This window comes from Rhodococcus sp. LMD (assembly GCF_056108245.1).
In genome coordinates this window covers 213,090-229,538 of sequence record NZ_CM148557.1, presented here as the reverse complement: position 1 = coordinate 229,538, position 16,449 = coordinate 213,090, and the positions used below count along the sequence as shown (strand labels likewise).

Below are 16,449 nucleotides of genomic sequence, written 5' to 3'. Positions count from 1 at the left end.
TAGTCGCCGGGAGGTTGCGACCCCGGTCACCATGACTTAGGTTTGCCTCACCTACTAATCGAGGAGGATCCGATGCCGGCCACCACCGCCCTTCCCGCACCCTCGACCGCCGAGACCGTCCGCACCGCCATCGTCCGTGCCGGCTCCGCCGTGCTCGCCACCGGCTCTGCCGTACTCGCCACCGGCTCCGCCGTACTCGCTACCGACGGAGCCGCGCCCGTGACCACGGTGCTGCACCACCTGCACAGCGACGGCGACCTGCTCGTCGTCGTCCCCGACGACTGTGCCGCCGTCGCGCTGACCTGGCAACGGGGCGCCGCGGGTCTGCACGCCGTGCTCGAGCTGACCGACCATTCGCCGCTGCGCCTGCGCAACCCCGTCCGCTCGCTCATCTGGCTCCGCGGCACCGCACACACCGTCGCCGAGCCCCGGCGGCTCGCCGCCGACATCGCCGCGACCCTCCCGCACCCCGCGCTGCTCGACGTCGGGCACCGCGCCGAACTGCTGCGTCTGCGGCTCACATCCGTCGTCGCCGCCGACACCACCGGCGCCGAGGCCGTCGAGGTCGCCGACGTCCTCGCCGCCGCCCCGGACCCGTTCGCCGCCGTCGAGTCCGCCTGGCTCGAGCACCTCGAGCAGGACCACGGCGACCTCGTCCACCGCATCGCCCGGCACATTCCCGCCGCCGAGCGGCGTGGCCGCATCCGGCCCCTCGGCCTGGACCGCTACGGCCTGCGCCTGCGGCTCGAGTCCGGCCGCGGCGACCACGACGTGCGGATTCCGTTCCCCGAACCCGCCGACGACGCCGAGTCCCTCGGCCGCGCCCTGCGCCGCCTCGTCGGCTGCCCCTTCGCCAACGGGCTGCGCGCCAGGCACTGATCTTCCCGCCCGCTTCGGCGGTATCCTCGAGTCAGCAGTGCGTCGCATGTCGAAAGCCGCGAATCATGGCCGATTTCGATCCGGAAGCCACCCGTCCCGCCGGGCAGGGGATCGCGGCCGAACTCGCCGCGGCGGGATTCGACGATGCCCTCGTCGTCGGCCGAGGCGGCTTCGGTGTGGTCTATCGGTGCCGGCAACGCTCCCTCGGACGCACCGTCGCGATCAAGGTGCTCTCCTCCGACCTCGACGCCGAGAACCGCGAACGGTTCCTGCGCGAGGGCTTCGCGATGGGCGGACTGTCCGGCCACCCGAACATCGTCAACATCCTCCAGGTGGGCGTCACCTCCACCGGCAGGCCCTACATCGTGATGCCGTACCACCCCAACGACTCGCTCGCGGTGCGGGTCCGCCGCGACGGTCCGATGCCGTGGTGGGACGTCGTGCGCGTCGGGGTCAAGCTCGCCGGCGCCCTCGAGACCGCCCACCGCGCCGGCACCCTGCACCGCGACGTCAAGCCCGCCAACATCCTCGTCACCGAGTACGGCGAGCCACAGCTCACCGACTTCGGTATCGCCCGCATCGCCGGCGGTTTCGAAACCGCCACCGGCGCCTTCACCGGATCGCTCGCGTTCACCGCCCCCGAGGTGCTCGAGGGCAAACCCCCCACCCCCGCCTCGGACATCTACGGCCTCGGCGCCGCCATGTTCGCCCTCATCACCGGCCGCGCCGCGTTCGAGCGACGCACGGGCGAGGAGATCATCGCCCAGTTCCTGCGCATCACCAGCCAGCCCATCCCGGATCTGCGCCCCCACGGCATCCCCGACGACGTGTGCACCGCCATCGAGCACGCCATGTCGGTGGATCCGGCCCGCCGGCCCGCCACGGCCGCCGACTTCGGCCGCGAGTTGCAGCAGGTCCAGGCCCGGCACGGCCGTCACGTCGACGACATGGCCCTGCCGGGCGAGTCGCGGTTCCACGACCAGCCGACGGGCCGGCACCCTCTCGTCGGACCTGTCACAGCCGGGCCCGGCAGCACCGGCCCCGGCGGTACCGGGCCCGGCACAGCCGCGCCTGCCACGGTCACCGCGGTCTCCCCGGGGTCCGCCCCACCCCGACCGAACGGCCCACCACCGTCGTCCGGCCCCCCACCGCGGTCCGGGCCCCCGTCGTCCGGTCCGCCGCGTCCGGGCGAGTCACCCGCGCGACGAACCGCGCGGCTGCCGGTGCTGCTCGCCGTGCTCGCCGTCGCGCTGCTCGCCGTCGCGGCCACGGCCGTCTTCGTGGCGACCCGGCAGGCCGGCGACGCCGGGACCGCCGCGGCAGGCGAGACCACCGAGGTCGCCCCGACCGCCGGGTGGCGACCGCTGCGGGACGCGCCCACCGCCCGCCAGCAGACCGCCGCCACCGTCGCCGACGGCACCGTGTGGGTGTTCGGCGGCCTGGACGACTCCGGCTCCTCCCCTGCCCACGAGGGCTACGACCCGGCCATCGACACCTGGAAGTCCGGACCGGACCTGCCGATCCCGCTCAACCACGCGATGGCCGTCACGTGGGACGGCGTGCCCGTCGTCCTCGGCGGCTGGATCCCGGACGGACCCGACCTCACCGCCACCGCGTCGAACCGGGTCTTCGCCGTCCGCAACGGCGAATGGGTGGAGATGCCGCCGATGCCCCGCGCCCGTGCCGCCGGGGCCGCCGTCACCATCGGGGACCGGATCTACGTGTTCGGCGGCCAGGCCGACGACACCCTGATCCGTCCCACCGACGTGTTCGACGGCACCGCCTGGAGCACGGTCGCCGACCTGCCCACCCCACGCGAGCACCTCGCGGCCGCGACCGACGGCACCTACGCCTACGCGCTCGGCGGCCGGGACCTGGCCGCCGACAAGAACGTCGCCACCGTCGAACGCTTCGACCCCACCACCGGATCGTGGACCGCCCTGCCCGACATGCCCACCCCGCGCGGCGGGCTCGGTGCCACCTACATCGACGGCCGCATCGTCGCCGCCGGCGGCGAGGAACCCACCCGCGTCCTCGCCGACGTCGAAGCGTTCGACCTGACCACCGGCACCTGGTCCGAGCTACCGGACCTGCGGACGCCGCGGCACGGGCTGGCCCTCGGCGCGGTCGGCGACACCGTCTACGCCATCGACGGCGCCACCGAACCCACCCACGCCGAGTCGACCTCCGTCACCGAGGCGCTGCAGATCCCGCCGCGCCGCGTCCAGCCCGGCCCGGCGTGGCGGCAGCTGCGTGACGCCCCGACCGCCCGCCAGCAGACCGCGGCCGCCGTCGCCGACGGCACCGTGTGGGTTCTCGGCGGTCTCGACAACAACGGGTCCACGGCCCGGGTCGAGGGCTACGACCCGGCGATCGACACGTGGAAGGTGGGACCCGATCTCCCTCTTCCGCTCAACCACGCGATGGCCGTCGAGTATGCGGACGAACTGGTGGTGCTCGGTGGATGGGTGCCGGAGGGCGCCGATCTCACCGCGCGGCCGTCCGATCGGGTGTTCGCGCTGCGCGGCGGCGAGTGGGCCGAACTGCCCGCCATGCCGCAGGCCCGTGCCGCCGGGGCCGCCGTCACCATCGGGGACCGGATCTACGTGTTCGGCGGCCAGGCCGACGACACCCTCCTCACCACCACCGACGTGTACGACGGCAGCAGCTGGAGCACCGTCGCCGACCTGCCCACCCCACGCGAGCACCTCGCGGCCACCACCGACGGCACCTACGCCTACGCGGTGGGCGGCCGGGACCTGGCCGCCGACAAGAACGTCGCCACCGTCGAACGGTACGACCCCGGCACCGACACCTGGACCGCGCTACCCGACATGCCCACCCCGCGCGGCGGGCTCGGCGTCACCCATCTCGACGGCCGCATCGTCGCCGCCGGGGGCGAGGAACCCACCCGCGTCCTCGCCGACGTCGAAGCGTTCGACCTGATCACCGGCACCTGGTCCGAGCTGCCACCGTTGGGCGTCGCCCGGCACGGTCTCGTCGTCGCGACCGTCGGCACCACCGTCTACGCCGTCGACGGTGCGCAGCGGCCCACCCACGCCCAGTCCACCGCGCTCGCGGAGGCACTCGACTTCTGGTGACAGGCCGCTCCGCGGCCCGTGTGCCCTTTGGGCTGCCCCAGCCGCCCGAAAGACACACCGCCTCTACCGCTCCGTGCCCGCATTCCGCGGGTCACGGCTTCGGCGTGGCGGAACGCGCCCGCCACCAGCCCACCGCCCCGGTGACGAGCAACGCCCCCACGAGCGAGCCGATGATCCCGCTCGGTCGTAGCGACAATCCGTCGCCGGCCAGGAGACTGACGAGCAGCCCGCCTACGAACGACCCGGCGAGCCCGGCAGCGAAGGCGAGGGTCCAATCGATCCGTCCCGCCGACCTGCCCAGCAGCAACTGGGCCGCGGCGCCGACGACCATCCCGAACACAAGGATTCCGATGAGCAGCATGGCGACAGCATAGACTCCGAGTTCGCCAGCGAATGATTATCGGGGCGAACGTTTTTCGACACTTCTGCTGCTATGGGTGCCCACCGTGGCCGACCGGAGGGACCCCGCACAGCGCACGTCGGGCCGCGCGGCCCGTCGGGTGCGCTCCTCGAGAGCCGCGAACCCGGTCTCGGAAATGGTGCCTGTGCCGAGCAGTTCCTTCGCACGCCCGATCACGCGATCAGGATCAGGATGTGAGCGGTCTGCGGCGACGCGGCACAATCGCGACCGTGACGATCCGCACCTGGCTGACCCCGCCCCCGCGCCGCCCGGCCGCACCGCTCGATCCGTCGGACCGGCGCGCGCTGTGGATCGAGATCACCATCGTCCTGCTCGTCACCTTCGGTCTGAGCGGGCTGTCGTCGATGCTGTCGCTGCTCGAGTCCGCGCTGGCGCCGGCGCCGCTGTCCGACCAGACCGTCGCGCTGAACGTTCCCCGCTCGTCGCAGCAGCTCATCGACCTGGCCCGGCAGCTGCTCGGCATCGTGCGGCTGCTGGCGTGGGCGGCGCTCGGGGTGTACCTGCTGTGGCGCAGCGGCATCGGCCCGAGGGCGATCGGTTTCGCCCGGGACCAGGTGCGGCGCGGCCTGCTGCCCGGTGTGGGGCTGGCGGCCCTCATCGGGATCCCAGGTCTCGGCCTGTACCTGGTGGCACGCGCGGCGGGCCTCAACCTCACCGTCGCCCCGAGCACCCTCGAGGACTACTGGTGGCGGCTGCCGGCGCTGGTGCTGTGGGCGATCGCCAACTCCGCCGCCGAGGAGGTCCTCGTCGTCGCGTATCTGATCACCCGGCTGCGGCAGCTCGGCTGGTCGGAGAACTCGTCGCTGCTCGCGTCGGCGCTGCTGCGCGGCAGCTACCACCTGTACCAGGGGGTCGGAGGCGGGATCGGCAACGTCGTGATGGGCCTGGTGTTCGGCCGGTACTGGCAGCGCACGTCGCAGCTGTGGCCGCTGGTGGTGGCGCACGCGTTGATCGACAGCGTCGCATTTGTCGGTTACCAGGCACTTCGCGGGCAAGTGTCCTGGCTGCCCTGACCCGGCCTGCGTACATTGGGAGGTCGTGAACGGCGACCATCCCGACCCTCGACCCCGGCCGCCGCGGCAGCCTCCGCAGATGCCGCCGCCGCGCCGACCGGCGCCGATGGGCCGGCCGGCACCGCCGCCGTCGCCGGAGGGACCGCAGATCATCCGCCGCGACGGACGTCCCCCCGCCCCGCAGCAGGCCTGGTCGCAGGCGCCCACCCCGCAGTACCGGCCGCCGGCGCCCCCGCCGCGGCAGCAGCCGCCGAGGCAGCCCCCGAGGCAGCCGCGCGACTGGGCGCCCACCCAGACTCCCGAGCGGTACGACGAGCCGCGCCGCGCGGCCTCTCCCCCGCCGTCACCGCCCCCACCGTCGCCGCCCCCGCCGCGGCGCCGGCCCGCTCCGCCCGCGCCCGAACCGGCCCCCCGCCGCCGGCCCGGCGTCGCCCGTCGCGTCGTGCGCCGCGCCGCGATCGTCGTGCTCGTGCTGATCGCCCTCGTCGGTGCGGGTGCCGTCTACCTCGACGGGAAGCTCACCCGCGTCGACGCGCTCGCCGACTATCCCGACCGCATCGGCGACACCACGGGGACCAACTGGCTGCTGGTGGGCTCCGACAGTCGCACGGGCCTCAGCGCGGAGCAGGAGCAGGAGCTCGCGACGGGCGGGGAGACCGGTCCGGACCGCACCGACACCGTCATCCTGATCCACGTGCCCAGCGGTGGCGGGCCCACCACGATGGTGTCCCTCCCCCGCGATTCGTACGTCCCGGTCCCCGGTCACGGCCAGGACAAGCTGAACGCGTCGTTCGCGCTGGGTGGCCCGTCGCTGCTGGTGCAGACCGTCGAGGGCGCCACCGGGGTGCACATCGACCACTACGCCGAGATCGGGTTCGGGGGCTTCGCCTCGATCGTCGACGACCTCGGCGGTGTGGACGTGTGCCTGCCGCAGGCCATCGACGATCCGCTGGCGGGAATTTCCCTGCCGGCGGGATGCCAGGAACTCACCGGTCCGCAGGCCCTCGGCTTCGTGCGTACCCGCGCGACGGCACTGGCCGACCTCGACCGGATGAACAACCAGCGGTTGTTCATGTCCGCCCTGCTGAGCAAGGCCACCGGCCTGAGTACGCTGCTGAATCCGGTGCGGATGTGGTCGCTGGCCTCCGGGGTCGCCGGTTCGCTGCGGGTCGACGAGGGCGACCACATGTGGCACCTGGCCCGGCTCGGATGGGCGATGCGGGGCGAGACGGTGACCGCCACCGTCCCGGTCGGCGGCTTCCAGGACGTCTCCGGGATCGGCAACGTGCTCGTGTGGGATCGGTCGCGGGCCGTCCCGTTCTTCGACGCCCTGGCCCGGGACGAGCAGATCCCGCCGGAACTGCTCACGCCGCCGTCGTGAGCAGTTCCGGCTGTCGCGCCGCTCGCCCCGGGGGCAGGTTCAGCGCAGGGTGACCTGACGGCTGCGCAGGCCGTCGCGGGAACGCCGTTCGGCGGCGGTGAGCGGCGCGTCCACGGCCAGCGCCTCGTCGAGCCGGGCACCGAACTCGGCGGTGGGTGCGACCCACTCGTCCGGGTGCCGCTCCGGATCGAGATCGAACACCGGCACGAGCAGCCCGTGGGTGCGGAACGACCCGGCGAACCGGGAACCGTCCCCCAGGTGCAGCCCGCCCGCGGCGTGTACCCGCGAGAGAGCGGCCATCAGCGCGTCCTCGTCCTCCGGCCGCACCCAGCGCAGGTGCGCCTTCTCCCCGGCGTCGACCCACCACGCGGCGACGAGTCCTTCACCCTCGAGCCGCGCGGACGGCATGATCGCGTCGTTGGCGTGCCGGACGGTGTTCGCGACGTCGGGCGAGACCTCGACGCCCTCGGGGATCCACCAGTCGAAGTCCCGGTGCACGGTGATCGCCGGGACGACGTCGACGTCGAGCAGGTCGTGCAGGCGCGGCCGGTCCGGCCCGGGTTCGGCGACGGCGAGGGACGAGCCGGCCTCCGCGTCCCGCGCCCACGCGAGCGCGGCGCCGAGTTCGGCGGCCGGGTCGGGGCCGCCGGCGGCGAGCTGCAACCCGATGTACGCGGCGGTCTCGTCCCCTTCCTCGCGGACGAGGGCGGCGACGGCGCCGGGCAGCACCGTGGCCGCCTGGACGACCCGGCCGGGGGTTCTCGTCGGCAACGGGAACACCGCCGACGGCACGAATTCGCGCAGGGCCACGAGGTCGCATTCGAGGGCGAGACCCTCGAACGGCCGGGTGACCGTGGCGGCCTCGGCCTCCCGGGCGAGCCGCCGCTGCTCGAGCTTCGCGGCGCGGTTGCCGCCGGGCTTGGGTCCGCTGTTTCTCTTACTCTTCTTGGCCACGGCGCAAAACTACACGCCGCGGGAAGCGCCGAGCCGAAGCTTGGTGCGCCCCGGATGGTTGGTGGCCACCCAGCCGACGCCCAGGTCGCGGCACAGGTCGACGTCGGCGGGATCGTCGACGGTCCAGCAGTAGGTGGCGCGGCCCGCGGCGGCCGCCTTGTCGACGAGTTCGGGATGCTGGCGCAGCGTGAAGATCGACGGGCCGATCGCCGTGGCACCGACGGTGGTGGCGGCACTGCCCCCGAGATAGCGCGACGTGTCGCCGAGGAGCACCGTCGGCAGCAACGGCGCCGACCTGCGCACCCGCCACACCGCGGCCGCGGAGAACGACATCACGACGACGCGGGAGAAGTCCGCGGAGGCGGGGGTGGCGAGCCGGAAGCGCGCCAGTTCGGCGAGGAGTTTCGCCTCCACGAGACCGCCGTAGCGCACGGGATGCTTCGTCTCGACGAACAGCTTGACGGGCCGGCTGGTCCAATCGAGCGTCAGCTCGATCAGCTGCCGCAGCGTCAGCAGCCGCGCCGGCTCGCCGGGGGTGCCGTAGTCGAGTTCCTCGAGCTGGGCGAGGGTCATCTCGCTCACCATGCCGCTCCCGTTGGAGGTGCGGTCGACGGTGCGGTCGTGGACGCACACCAGATGCCCGTCGCGGGTCAGCCGTACGTCGCATTCGAGGCCGTCGGCGCCTTCCTGCAGCGCCAGTTCGTAGGCCGCGAGGGTGTGCTCGGCCTTGGCGGCGGAGGCCCCCCGGTGGGCGACGACGCGCGGTTCCCAGCCCGCGGTCACGAGGCCACCACCTCGTCGGTGCGGGCGCCGACCGGTTCGATCGGAGCGATGGGTTCGGATTTCGGGCCGGTCGCCACGGTGCGGCGGGGCAGGCGACGGGGACGGCCGCGCAGATCGTGGTCGTCGAACAGCCGCACGACGTGCAGGGCCGCGACGGCGACGGCCGCGGCGAGGGCCGCGGTCACGGCGGCGAGCAGCACGCCGTCGGCCTGCGCCTGCAGGGCATCCCGCTGCCGCCACAGCACGTTGACGACGAACAGCACGCCGCCGAGCACCCACAGCACCCACCACGTCCGCACGGCTCGTCGTAGCCGCGGGTCGCCGGGACCGGTGACCTCGGTGAGAAAGACCCCGGGCATCGCGAGGTTCACTCCGGGCACGAGGCAGCCGAGCAGCAGCGACAGCCGGCTGCGCGGGTCGGCGAGTCCGCGGGCGGCGAACAGTTGTCGCCGCACCCGGATCAGGCGCAGCGTCGCCGCGACACCCGCGGCGAGGGCGACGGCGGGTCCGCACAGCTGGGTGGCCCACACCAGGGCGTCGGAGGCGGCGAGAGCGAGGGGATCCACGAGGCGCGTGCGGTTGTACAGCAGCAGCCCGTACCGGATCGCCTCGGCGACCGCGGCGAGGCCGAAGACGACGGCCGCGCCCGCGAGGAGCGTCGGCGCGAGGTCGACGAGGGCGTCCTCCCGCGACGGTTCCGTCGGTTCGTCGGCCGGACGCGGGTCGGCGAGGCCCCAGCGCGGTACCTCCCGGTAGTGCGGGGTAGGTCCCGCGGACCGGCGCCGGGGCCGGTCCGCGGCGGACCGGGTCTGCGGCGGCCGTGCGACCCAGCGGAAGTTGCGGCGCCCCGGCGGCACGGGGGCGGCGGTGTCGTCGGGGGACAGCAGCAGGCCCCGGCAGCCCGGGCACCACTGCCGGGGCTGCCAGGACACGGGCCAGCGGTGCCCGCAGCGGACGCAGATCTGGTAGGCAGCCATCAATAGATCTTCGCCGGGGTGTCGCCGTCGGCGGTGAGGGGCAGTCCGTTCTGCTGCCAGGACACCATTCCGCCGTGGACCTGGATGGCCTCGTAGCCGACGTGGGACAGGTATTCGACGACGGCGAGTGAGCGTCCTCCCTGGCGGCACACGACGTACACCTCGGCGTCGATGTCGATCTCGTCCAGGCGGGCGGGAACGTCGCTCATGGGGATGTGCAGAGCCCCGGGAGCGTGCCCGAGGTCCCATTCGTCGGATTCGCGTACGTCGAGCAGTACGACGTCGGGGCCGATCGGCGGCACGTCCGAGACGGTGACGGTGGGCACGTCGGAGAAGCTCACATCGTCAATACTGGCACGCCGCCGGGGCGTATGCAGCGAGCACCGGCATCCCGCCGCGACCCCGCAGAACTGGAACCCGTCCGATTCCCGGGCTCCACCGGCGCCGCGTGAAAATGCCTCCGCGCGGGAGTTATCCACAGTTTCCACAGCTTCATCCACAGAAGGCACAGTTTCCACAGCCGCACATCGCCTCACTCCGGGAACATTTCGGCGGTGAGATGACGACGCACCCACGTCATCCATTGCCCCACAGACATCTTCTGCACCACAGACATCTTCTGCACCACCACGCACAGCTCGTAGGTCTCCGGCGACGGCACCGCGAAGATCGCGCCGCGTCGTCCACCTCCCCCGCACGCCCGTGCTTGCGCGAGAGGGCCTCGGCGACGGCCCGATAAGGAGGATCGGTTGCGTCCGAGGAGGGCGTCCTCCCGCACAGGTCCGTTCCGGCGAGAACGTCGGTGCGGCGCAGACCCACGTCGTCTTCGTCGAGCTGAAATGATCGACGGCATGGAACTACGGATCTTCACCGAACCTCAGCAGGGTGCCACCTACGAGGACCTGCTCGCCGTCGCGCAGACGGCCGAGCGGCTCGGCTACGGGGCGTTCTTCCGTTCCGACCACTATCTCGCGATGAACTCCGCCGGCCTGCCCGGTCCGACCGACGCGTGGATCACGCTGGCCGGCCTGGCGCGGGAGACCTCCACGATCCGGTTGGGCACGCTGGTGACCTCCGCGACGTTCCGCCACCCCGGCCCCCTCGCGATCTCCGTCGCACAGGTCGACGCGATGAGCGGCGGGCGGGTCGACTTCGGTCTGGGCGCCGGCTGGTACGAGGAGGAGCACCTCGCCTACGGGATCCCGTTCCCGTCGCTGAAGGAGCGCTTCGACAAGCTGGAGGAGTCCCTCGCCGTGATCACCGGCCTGTGGCAGACGCCCGTGGGCGAGACCTTCTCCTACGAGGGGGCGCACCACCGCATCGTCGATTCGCCGGCGCTGCCCAAGCCGCACCAGCGTTCCGGTCCGCCGATCGTGATCGGCGGCGGGGGCAAGCGCCGCACCCCGGCCCTCGCCGCCCGGTACGCGGACGAATTCAACATCCCGTTCCAGTCGGTGGAGGCGACCGCGGCCCAGTTCGCGCGGGTGCAGGAGGCGTGCCGCGCGGCCGACCGCGACCCCACCGAGCTGACGTACTCCACCGCGCTCGTGCTGTGCTGCGGTCGCGACGAGGCGGAGATCGCCCGCCGCGCCGGTCGGATCGGACGCGAGGTGGACGAGCTGCGGGAGAACGGCCTCGCCGGCACCCCCGCCGAGGTGATCGACAAGATCGGCCGCTACGCCGAGGCCGGGTCGCAGCGCATCTACCTGCAGGTGCTGGATCTGGCCGACCTCGACCACCTCGAACTGGTGGCGCGGGAGGTCATGCCGCAGGTGTGACGAGCCGGCGCGGTCAGTGGCTGCTGGTGGAACCGAGGAAGGCCGCGATCTCGCGGCTCCACTCCCGGCGGCGGGTGCGATCCAGCCGCCACCGGCCGTAGCCGAACATCGCGGCGGCGAGCAGGGCCGCGGCGCACCAGAGGGCGACCGCGACCAGGACCGAGGAGATCTTCGCGCTCGTCGCGCTCAGCGGTGCGAGAGCCTGTTCGCCGTTCGGATCGACCCAGATCTGCACGTCGGCGCCGGCGGGTGTGCCGTAGTCCACGGTGACGTCGCCGCGGCGCTTCTCGTCGCCCCACATCCAGGTGGCGGGGGCGGCCGCGGAGGCCGTCATCGCGAGTTCGCCGACGGTGACGTCCGTGGTCTCGGCCGGCGCCTGCGTCGTCGCCGTCACGAGGGTGCGCTCGGCGGTCTGCTGCACGGCCAGAGCGGACTGGGTGTCCCAGGTACGGGCGCCGACCCAGCCGGCGAGGGGGATCGCCGCCAGGAGAAGGACCAGCACCGCGACCACCAGGCGCGCCTCGACGCGATCGGTGCGCCGGATCAGCGGGTGGCGACCCCGCAGCCCGCGCCGCAGGACCCGCAGATATCCGCTCGTGTTCCCCATCATCTCGGCCTCGATCCTCTCCCCCGTGACAACTCCCTCACTCCAGGGTGATACGCACAGCTAAGGACTGCAAGGTGTCCCGGCCAACGTCACAGAAGCGCCGGACGTCGCCGAGGCCGATCCGCTCGGCGGGGGCGCTGCGTCAGGCGCCGAGCCCGACCGGGCAGCTCACCCCGGTGGCGTGGACGGGGCAGTACCCGTTCGGATTCTTCGCCAGGTACTGCTGGTGGTAGTCCTCCGCGTAGTAGAACTGCGTGAGCGGCGCGATCTCGGTCGTCACGGCGCCGTAGCCGGCGGCGGCGAGGCGGGCGCCGTAACTCTCGGCGGTGGCCTCGGCGATCTCGATCTGCCCCTCGTCGAACGTGTAGATCGCCGAGCGGTACTGGGTGCCGTGGTCGTTGCCCTGACGCATGCCCTGGGTGGGATCGTGGTTCTCCCAGAACTGCTTGAGGATGCCCCCGTAGGAGATCACCTTCGGATCGAACACCACCAGCACCACCTCGGTGTGCCCGGTCCGGCCCGAGCAGACTTCCTCGTAGGTGGGGTTCGGGGTGTATCCACCGGCATATCCCGCGGCCGTGGAGTACACGCCCTCGAGCTGCCAGAACTCCTTCTCGGCTCCCCAGAAGCAGCCCATCCCGAGGACGGCGGTCTGCAGTCCCTCGGGGAACGGCGGGGCGATGCGGTGTCCGTTGACGTAGTGGGTGTCGGGGACGGGCAGCGGCTCGGCCCGGCCGGGCAGCGCCTGCTCCTGCGCGACCATCACCGATTTCGAACCCGCACGGGCAAGGATGTCGTCGAACCAGGACATGCCTCGATGCTACGCGCGCGGCTTCTCCACGGGTTCCACCTCGGCCGTGACCTGGGGCGACGGGCGGGGCGGGAGCCACCGGGCGCTGATCCAGCGGGCGGCCGGCACCTCGACGCCGCGGTAGAGCAGTTCGGAGACGGCCGCACACACCACCAGGAACGCGAGCACGGCCCCGGTGCGGCCCAGATGGGCGACCGTGTTCTCGTACACCCGGTACAGCACCAGCGTGTGCACCAGGTAGATCGCATAGCTGCGGGTCGCGGTCCAGTGCAGCACCCGCGAGCGGGCGAACCGGCCGTCGATGCGGGAGATCAGCACCACGCACGCGGTGACCACGACGATGGTCCACAGGTAGCGGCTGCCGGCCCAGTACACCTGGTAGTCGGTGGCCAGGTGGATCACCTGGACCTGGGCGAGCAGCGCGACGATCAGCCAGCGACGGGACGTCAGCCGCGCCCAGCCGAGGTACACGATCTGACCGAGGAACACGGTCGGCATCGTGGCCGCGATCTTGGACAGGAACGGCACGGTGTACGGCTCCGGCAGGTACAGGTTGTACAGCAGCACCAGCATGCACGCCACCGCCCCGAGGACGGGGACGACGATGGGCCGGGTGCGCAGGAGCGGCCGGGCGGCCACGCAGTACAGATAGAAGGTGATCTGGACGGCGAGGGTCCAGGTGACCCCGAGCACCGCCACCTCGGGCTTCAGGAAGAACCCACCCAGGAAGAAGCTGAGTACGGCCTCGGCGTCGGAGACGCCGGTCTGGCCGCTGAACATGCCGTTGACACCGAGCCGCACCAGCAGGATCGCGGCCAGGATCGCCACCCAGAACGCCGGGATCAGCCGCGCGCTGCGGGCGACGAGGAAGCGGCGCGGTTCGTCGCGGATGGCGGAGCGGGTGATGAGCAGCCCGGTCAGGGTCATGAACATCGCGACGCCGAGGAAGGACAGGTGCTGGTTGAGACCGGCCCCCTCGACGAGCACCCGGTACACGACGTCGATGACCCACCAGCCGGTGCCGAGGTCGTCGATCAGATAGAAGGAGATGTGCGAGTACAGCACCGCCAGGACGGCGACGGTGCGGAGCAGGTTCACACCCGGCAGGTCCACGCGCGGCGCCGGGGCATCGCGCGTCCCGTCGCTCGCGAAGGGCCGAAACACCCGCCGATGTTAAGCGGCCGTTCATGTGCCGGCCGAATTGCGCGGCGTTTCCGCAGGTAGACGCTCCGCCCGTGGCCGGCCGGCGCCGTGACCCCCGATGTCCCGGCGCCGACCGGCTGCGCAGGCGATCTTGCAGAGGGTGTACTTATGGGTTTGGGTGGAAACCCAGGAGTACTTGAAAATCACGCACGGGCCCCACCGGGCCCGAACAGAAGGGACCCTTCGTGGCTGAGTACACACTTCCGGACCTGCCCTACGACTACGCCGCGCTCGAGCCGCACATCTCGGCGAAGATCATGGAGCTGCACCACAGCAAGCATCACGCGACCTACGTTGCCGGCGCCAACACCGCCCTCGAGAAGATGGCGGAGGCACGGGAGAACGGCACGATGGCGGCGCAGGCCACCAAGCTGGAGAAGGACCTGGCCTTCCACCTCGGCGGCCACACCAACCACTCCGTCTTCTGGAAGAACCTGTCGCCGGAGGGTGGCGACAAGCCGGACGGTGAACTCGGTGCCGCGATCGACGACGCGTTCGGTTCCTTCGACGCCTTCCGGGACCACTTCTCGGCGAACGCCAACTCGATCCAGGGCTCCGGCTGGTCCATCCTGGCCTGGGACTCCATCGGCCAGCGCCTGATCATCGTCCAGCTGTACGACCAGCAGGGCAACATCCCGATCGGCCTGACCCCGCTGCTCATGCTCGACATGTGGGAGCACGCCTTCTACCTGCAGTACCAGAACGTCAAGGCCGACTACGTCAAGGCCTTCTGGAACATCGTCAACTGGGCCGACGTGCAGGCCCGCTTCGAGCGCGCCCGCACCCAGACCTCCGGTCTGCTGGTCTAGTCGCGTCGCACGTCGTGAAGGGGACGCCGGATTCCGGCGTCCCCTTCGCGCGTTCCCGGGGCTTCGGACGGAGCTGGCACTCGGGGGCTCTTGTGTGCCAGCGGACGAAACGGTCATTCTTCACCTACCCAACGGCGTGTATCGGTCATCGACTGTCGTCACACCGAGGAGGTAGCGGGATGAACGGGAACGAACAGATCGGCCTCGCCGCCTTCCACACCGCCGGATCCCTGCGGGGATTCGTGGTGTCGGGGCGGTGGCCGGAGAGCACCCGCGAGTGGGCGCAGTTGCTCGCGGTGACGGTGCGGGTGGCGTCGCTGCCCGGCCTGCTGACCACGTCGACGGTGTTCGGGGTGCGCGAGGAACTGCCGGACGACCCCGAGCCGGGCACGGTGGGCCTGGTGCTCGCGGAGGGACCGGTGATCGGCGACGAGGCGGTGGAGCCGGGCCGGTTCGCGGCGCATCAGCCGCCCGCCCTGATCGTGCTGCACCCGCCGTCCGAGACCCGGCCGTCGCTGCCGGAGTGCACGGGGGCGGCCTCGGGTTGCGTGCTGCTGCCGGGGTTGCCGCACCTGGGGCTCGAGCACCGGGCCGCGTGGGTGGAGGCGGAGGCCGACGGAACGGTGACGTCGCTGGTCAGCCGGGTCGGGGTGGACCCCAACAGCGATCCCGACACCGCGGTTCTGGCCATGCTGCTCGCCGCCTGACCGGGACCCGCACCGAAAAGTTCGGGTTCCCAAACTTGTTGCCGCCTTTGCGATTTCGTGCCGCTCCGATTATGGTTGCCTAAGCGAAGGGGAGTAGCCCGCAATCGCCCGGTCGACATACTGGCGTTCAGCCCGGCCCGGCGAACCGGAATCCGTACCGGTGGGCGAGACCTTCGGCCGCGACGCATCCGCGTCGTCCGGCCGGAGGAAGGTCCCCGCCTCCTCCACACGACACGAGGAGGAGCAACCCCGGCATGTGGTCCGCCCTGGTTCTGAGTTTCGTCGTGGTGTTCGCGGCCGAGCTCGGCGACAAGTCGCAGCTCATGGCGATGACGTTCGCCCTTCGCTACCGCTGGTGGGTGGTGCTGTCCGGCATTCTCGCGGCCACGACCGCCGTGCACCTAGTCTCCGTCGCCGTGGGCCACTACCTGGGTCTGGCGATCCCCACCTCGGCGATGGCGATCGTCGGTGGCCTGGCCTTCCTGTTCTTCGGCCTGTGGACGCTGCGCGGCGACTCCCTCGACGAGGACGAGCAGGGCAAGGCGGCCCGCGTCACCCGCTCGGCCTTCCTCGCCGTCCTGTCGGCCTTCTTCCTCGCCGAACTCGGCGACAAGACCATGCTCGCCACCATCACCCTGGCCGCGGACAACGACTGGGCCGGCGTGTGGGTCGGCTCGACGGTCGGCATGGTGGCCGCCGACGCCCTGGCCATCGTCCTCGGCGCCGTCCTCGGCCGGCACCTGCCGGAGAACGCGATCCGGCTGGCGGCGTCGGCGCTGTTCTTCGGGTTCGGCGCCTGGATGCTCGGCGAGGGCCTGGCCCCCGGCACGCCCGTCGGCCCCGTCGCGGGCGGTGCGACCCTCGCCGTCGCGCTCGCCGCCGTGACCGGTCGCGCCCTGCTGCGCCGCCGCGCCGAGACCCACCCGGTCCCCGCCGCCTCGGACTCCGTCGAACGATAGAGAGTGCCCTCCGGACGCCTGCGCGACCGCACGCCCAGGAGTATGCTTGCCGATAGGCAACTAAAT

The 16,449-nt window shown here is 72.0% G+C and carries 16 protein-coding genes; 8 read left to right on the top strand and 8 right to left on the bottom strand.

Features of this window, described 5'->3' with window-relative positions:
* Positions 1-72 precede the first annotated feature (72 nt).
* Both ACWPQI_RS01025 and ACWPQI_RS01020 read left to right on the top strand, forming a co-directional pair.
* On the top strand, positions 73-879 hold the full coding sequence (locus tag ACWPQI_RS01025) for a DUF2470 domain-containing protein (protein WP_140188172.1): 807 nt from the start codon (positions 73-75) through the stop codon (positions 877-879).
* Between the two features lie 65 nt (positions 880-944).
* A complete protein-coding gene (locus ACWPQI_RS01020; protein ID WP_191902659.1) occupies positions 945-3,980 on the top strand; it encodes a Kelch repeat-containing protein in 3,036 nt (1,011 codons plus the stop codon).
* 91 nt (positions 3,981-4,071) lie between these two features.
* Here the strand turns inward: ACWPQI_RS01020 and ACWPQI_RS01015 are convergent, their stop codons facing one another.
* Positions 4,072-4,341 (bottom strand): hypothetical protein, encoded by a 270-nt coding sequence (locus ACWPQI_RS01015; RefSeq protein WP_006944638.1) that lies wholly within the window; start codon positions 4,339-4,341, stop codon positions 4,072-4,074.
* Between the two features lie 269 nt (positions 4,342-4,610).
* On the opposite strand from ACWPQI_RS01015, the gene ACWPQI_RS01010 reads away from it, so the two are divergent.
* Together ACWPQI_RS01010 and ACWPQI_RS01005 are read left to right on the top strand one after the other, a co-directional pair.
* Entirely contained in the window at positions 4,611-5,414 is an 804-nt protein-coding gene (locus ACWPQI_RS01010; protein ID WP_040271487.1) for a CPBP family intramembrane glutamic endopeptidase, read from the top strand.
* Positions 5,415-5,562: 148 nt separating this feature from the next.
* Positions 5,563-6,795, top strand: a complete 1,233-nt coding sequence (locus ACWPQI_RS01005) for an LCP family protein (protein ID WP_230831761.1) — start codon at positions 5,563-5,565, stop codon at positions 6,793-6,795.
* 39 nt (positions 6,796-6,834) lie between these two features.
* Here the strand turns inward: ACWPQI_RS01005 and ACWPQI_RS01000 are convergent, their stop codons facing one another.
* The 4 genes from ACWPQI_RS01000 to ACWPQI_RS00985 are packed head-to-tail and all read right to left on the bottom strand — an operon-like array spanning position 6,835 to position 9,850.
* A complete protein-coding gene (locus ACWPQI_RS01000; RefSeq protein WP_010595975.1) occupies positions 6,835-7,749 on the bottom strand; it encodes a DUF5926 family protein in 915 nt (304 codons plus the stop codon).
* 9 nt (positions 7,750-7,758) lie between these two features.
* The gene (locus tag ACWPQI_RS00995) at positions 7,759-8,532 is read right to left on the bottom strand and encodes a glycerophosphodiester phosphodiesterase (RefSeq protein ID WP_040271399.1); all 774 of its coding nucleotides are present in this window, start codon (positions 8,530-8,532) and stop codon (positions 7,759-7,761) included.
* Positions 8,529-9,509: a DUF4328 domain-containing protein gene (locus tag ACWPQI_RS00990; protein ID WP_474738603.1), complete on the bottom strand. Its 981-nt coding sequence runs from the start codon at positions 9,507-9,509 to the stop codon at positions 8,529-8,531. The genes ACWPQI_RS00995 and ACWPQI_RS00990 overlap by 4 nt, the downstream gene beginning before the upstream one ends.
* Entirely contained in the window at positions 9,509-9,850 is a 342-nt protein-coding gene (locus ACWPQI_RS00985; RefSeq protein WP_017682051.1) for a rhodanese-like domain-containing protein, read from the bottom strand. The genes ACWPQI_RS00990 and ACWPQI_RS00985 overlap by 1 nt, the downstream gene beginning before the upstream one ends.
* 510 nt (positions 9,851-10,360) lie before the next feature.
* Here ACWPQI_RS00985 and ACWPQI_RS00980 point away from each other — a divergent pair.
* Positions 10,361-11,287 (top strand): LLM class F420-dependent oxidoreductase, encoded by a 927-nt coding sequence (locus ACWPQI_RS00980; protein ID WP_040271482.1) that lies wholly within the window; start codon positions 10,361-10,363, stop codon positions 11,285-11,287.
* A 13-nt stretch (positions 11,288-11,300) separates the two neighbouring features.
* Here ACWPQI_RS00980 and ACWPQI_RS00975 read toward each other — a convergent pair whose 3' ends face one another.
* The 3 genes from ACWPQI_RS00975 to ACWPQI_RS00965 form a co-directional block, all read right to left on the bottom strand.
* Positions 11,301-11,897, bottom strand: coding sequence for an Rv1733c family protein (locus ACWPQI_RS00975; protein WP_017682048.1), 597 nt, complete (start codon positions 11,895-11,897; stop codon positions 11,301-11,303).
* Positions 11,898-12,036: 139 nt separating this feature from the next.
* Positions 12,037-12,705, bottom strand: a complete 669-nt coding sequence (msrA, locus tag ACWPQI_RS00970) for a peptide-methionine (S)-S-oxide reductase MsrA (RefSeq protein ID WP_010595968.1) — start codon at positions 12,703-12,705, stop codon at positions 12,037-12,039.
* A 9-nt stretch (positions 12,706-12,714) separates the two neighbouring features.
* The gene (locus ACWPQI_RS00965; RefSeq protein WP_026138067.1) at positions 12,715-13,818 is read right to left on the bottom strand and encodes an acyltransferase family protein; all 1,104 of its coding nucleotides are present in this window, start codon (positions 13,816-13,818) and stop codon (positions 12,715-12,717) included.
* Positions 13,819-14,093: 275 nt separating this feature from the next.
* Here ACWPQI_RS00965 and ACWPQI_RS00960 point away from each other — a divergent pair, with 275 nt between their 5' ends.
* The 3 genes from ACWPQI_RS00960 to ACWPQI_RS00950 all read left to right on the top strand — a co-directional run bounded on the left by ACWPQI_RS00960 (position 14,094) and on the right by ACWPQI_RS00950 (position 16,383).
* Positions 14,094-14,717, top strand: a complete 624-nt coding sequence (locus tag ACWPQI_RS00960) for a superoxide dismutase (protein WP_003939397.1) — start codon at positions 14,094-14,096, stop codon at positions 14,715-14,717.
* A 179-nt stretch (positions 14,718-14,896) separates the two neighbouring features.
* Positions 14,897-15,424 carry a hypothetical protein gene (locus tag ACWPQI_RS00955; RefSeq protein WP_010595966.1) on the top strand — a complete coding sequence of 176 codons (528 nt, stop codon included), beginning with the start codon at positions 14,897-14,899 and terminating at the stop codon, positions 15,422-15,424.
* A 254-nt stretch (positions 15,425-15,678) separates the two neighbouring features.
* Complete coding sequence (locus tag ACWPQI_RS00950) at positions 15,679-16,383, top strand: TMEM165/GDT1 family protein (RefSeq protein ID WP_010595965.1); 705 nt, start codon at positions 15,679-15,681, stop codon at positions 16,381-16,383.
* Positions 16,384-16,449 lie beyond the last annotated feature (66 nt).